Origin of the sequence: Streptomyces luteireticuli, assembly GCF_041519305.1 — a bacterium.
GTDB classification, from domain to species: Bacteria; Actinomycetota; Actinomycetes; order Streptomycetales; family Streptomycetaceae; genus Streptomyces; species Streptomyces luteireticuli.
This window is the reverse complement of sequence record NZ_CP167927.1, coordinates 1,417,819-1,421,368: the sequence shown is the minus strand read 5'-3', so window position 1 is coordinate 1,421,368 and position 3,550 is coordinate 1,417,819. Positions and strand designations below refer to the sequence as shown.

1 pseudogene is annotated in these 3,550 nt (G+C 72.4%); it reads left to right on the top strand.

Features of this window, described 5'->3' with window-relative positions:
• Positions 1-134: 134 nt before the first annotated feature.
• Positions 135-3,461: pseudogene (locus tag AB8735_RS05700) on the top strand (type I polyketide synthase); the annotation flags it as partial.
• Between the last annotated feature and the right edge of the window lie 89 nt (positions 3,462-3,550).

Below are 3,550 nucleotides of genomic sequence, written 5' to 3'. Positions count from 1 at the left end.
ATTGCCGACCGAAGTGCCGACCGAATTGCTTACCGAACTGCCGACCGCACATGTGACGACTGTTCCCCACGGTCCCAAAGGGCTGATTTCCCATGGCGAATGAAGAAAAGCTGCTCGAGAACCTGAAGTGGGTCACCAACGAACTGCGTCAGGCCCACCGAAGGCTGCGCGACATCGAGGCGGAGCAGCAGGAGCCCGTCGCCGTCGTGGGAATGGCGTGCCGCTTTCCCGGCGGCGTCCGCTCCCCGGAGGACCTGTGGCGGCTCCTGGCCGACGGCGCCGACGCCATTGGCCCGTTCCCCGACGACCGGGGCTGGGACCTGGAGGGGCTCTACGACCCGGACCCCGACAAGCCCGGTACGAGCTATGCGCGCGACGGCGGATTCCTGAGCGGCGCAACGGAGTTCGACCCGGCGTTCTTCGGGATCTCGCCGCGCGAGGCGCTGGCGATGGACCCGCAGCAGCGCCTGCTGCTGGAGACCTCGTGGGAGGTCTTCGAGCGGGCGGGCATCGACCCCGCCTCCCTCAAGGGCGAGCAGGCCGGTGTGTTCGTCGGCTCCAACGGCCAGGACTACGGCTCGCTGCTGCTGACCGGCGCCGAAGAGCTGGAGGGCCACCTGGGCACGGGCAGCGCGGCCAGCGTCGCCTCCGGCCGGCTGTCCTACACCTTCGGGCTGGAGGGCCCGGCGGTGACCGTGGACACGGCGTGCTCGTCGTCCCTGGTCGCCCTGCACCTGGCTGTGCAGGCGCTGCGCAGCCGTGAGTGCTCGCTCGCCCTGGCGGGCGGTGTGACCGTGATGGCCACGCCCAACGCGTTCATCGACTTCGCCCGGCAGCGGGGCCTGTCGGCCGACGGCCGGTGCAAGGCGTTCGCGGCCGCGGCGGACGGCACGGGGTGGGGCGAGGGCGTGGGCATGCTGCTCGTCGAGCGGCTGTCGGACGCCCGGAAGAACGGCCATCAGGTCCTCGCCGTCGTCCGTGGCTCGGCCGTCAACCAGGACGGTGCGAGCAACGGCCTGACCGCCCCCAACGGCCCGTCCCAGCAGCGCGTCATCCGTGCCGCGCTCGCCAACGCCCGCGTCGCGGCCGACGAGGTCGACGCGGTGGAGGCGCACGGTACGGGCACGACGCTGGGCGACCCGATCGAGGCGCAGGCCCTGCTGGCCACTTATGGGCGCGAGCGTGCCGACGGACGGCCGCTGTACCTGGGTTCGGTCAAGTCCAACATCGGGCACACCCAGGCGGCGGCCGGTGTCGCCGGCGTCATCAAGATGGTCATGGCGATGCGCGAGGGCGTCCTGCCCCGCTCCCTGCACATCGACGAGCCGACGCCGCACGTCGACTGGTCGTCCGGCGGCGTCGAGTTGCTGACGGAGAGCCGGGAGTGGCCGGGGACCGGACGGCCCCGGCGGGCCGCCGTCTCCTCCTTCGGTGTCAGCGGCACCAACTCCCATGTGATCGTCGAGCAGGCCCCGGAGCCCGGGGACGACGGGCCGGAGGGCGGCGGGCCGGAGAACGGTGCGACCGGCGTCGGCGCGGCGCCCGCCGTGCTGCCGTGGGCGCTGTCGGCGAAGCACGACACCGCCCTGCGGGAGCAGGCCGCCCGCCTCAGGGCTCACGTCGAGGCCCGGCCGGACGTGGCGCCGGTGGACATCGCGCACTCGCTGGTGACCGCCCGTTCCGCCTTCGGTCATCGGGCCGTCGTCCTCGGTGGCGACCGTGGCGAACTGCTGGCGGGGTTGGCCGCCCTCGCGGCGGGCGAGCCCGCGGCGAACGTCGTCGAAGGCGTCGCCCACGGCCCCGGCAAGACGGCGTTCGTCTTTCCCGGACAGGGGTCGCAGTGGGCCGGCATGGCACAGGAACTCCTCGACACGGCACCGGCGTTCGCGGCACGGATGACGGAGTGCGAGAAGGCCCTCTCCGCCTTCACCGACTGGTCTCTCACCGGTGTTCTCCGTGGTGCGGAGGGTGCGCCGGGGCTGGATCGGGTGGATGTGGTGCAGCCGGTGTTGTGGGCGGTGATGGTGTCACTGGCCGAGGTGTGGCGTTCGTACGGTGTGCGGCCCTCGGCGGTGGTGGGGCACTCGCAGGGTGAGATCGCCGCTGCCGTGGTGTCGGGTGCGCTGTCGCTCGAAGACGGTGCGCGCGTGGTGGCGTTGCGTTCGCGGGCGTTGTTGGAGATCGCGGGCCGGGGCGGGATGGTGTCGGTTCCGCTGCCGGTGGACGGTGTGCGTGAACTGATCGCCCGCTGGGACGGCCGGGTATCCGTGGCGGCGGTGAACGGCCCGACCTCGGTGGTCGTCTCCGGTGAAGTGGCGGCTCTGGACGAGCTGATGGCCCACTGCGAGACCGAGGACATCCGTGCCCGTCGCATCCCCGTGGACTACGCCTCGCACTCCGCCGTCGTGGAGGAGATCCGGGAGACGATCCTGGACGTCCTGGCCCCTGTCGTGCCGCTCAAGCCGGAGGTGCCGTTCTTCTCGACGGTGACGGGGGAGTGGCTCACGGACGCCGCGACCGACGCCGACTACTGGTACCGAAACCTGCGCCGGACCGTCGAACTGGAGGGCGCCGTACGGTCCTTGACCGAGCAGGGCTTCCGCTGCTTCGTCGAGGTCAGCCCGCACCCCGTCCTGACCGTCCCGCTGCGGGAGACGGCCGAGGCGGCGGGCGACGAGCCGGTCGCCGTCGCCGGCACCCTCCGCCGGGACCTCGGGGGCCTCCGCCAGTTCCTGACCTCCCTCGCCGAGGTGCAGGTGCGCGGCGTGACCCCGGACTGGGACGCCGTCCTCGGCGACTGCGCCCGCCGCCGCGTCGACCTGCCGACCTACGCCTTCCGCCGGCAGCGGATCTGGCCCGAGCGGGTCGCGGACGACGCCCCGGGCGGCGGCCGGGTGGTGCTGACCGCCGGTGCCGACGAGGCGGACCCGGGCCTCGGCGGGAAGCTCGCCGGGATGACCGGTGCCGAGCGCACCCGGGCCCTGCTGGACCTGGTCCGCGGGCACACCGCCGCCGTCCTCGGGCACGCCGGGGCCGAATCGGTGGGCGCCGGGCAGGCGTTCAAGGAGCTGGGCTTCGACTCGCTCACCGCGGTCGCCCTGCGCAACCGCATCGGCGAGGCCACCGGACTCCAGCTGCCCGCCACCCTGGTCTTCGACCACCCCACGCCCAAGGAGCTCGCCGCCTTCCTGGACGGCGAATTCACCGAAGGCGGCGGGGGCGGCGGCGGACGGGACACGCTGTCCGCCCGGATCGACGCGCTGGAATTCGCGGTGCTCTCGCAGTCCTCGGACGACGGGACCCTCGCGATGGTCTCCTCGCGACTCCAGACGATCCTCGCCCGGATCAACCGTCCGGACGCCACCGCCACCACCGCCGCCACCAGCCCGCGGGAACAACTGGAAAGCGCCTCGGACGACGAACTGTTCGCCTTCATCAACGAGGAACTGGGGCGTTCCTAGACCGTGTCGGGGGCTCCCCTAACGCCGTCCCTCCCGGAAGTCCGGGGAGCCCCTACGACCCCCCTCAATTCGACCTGAATGTCTTGATC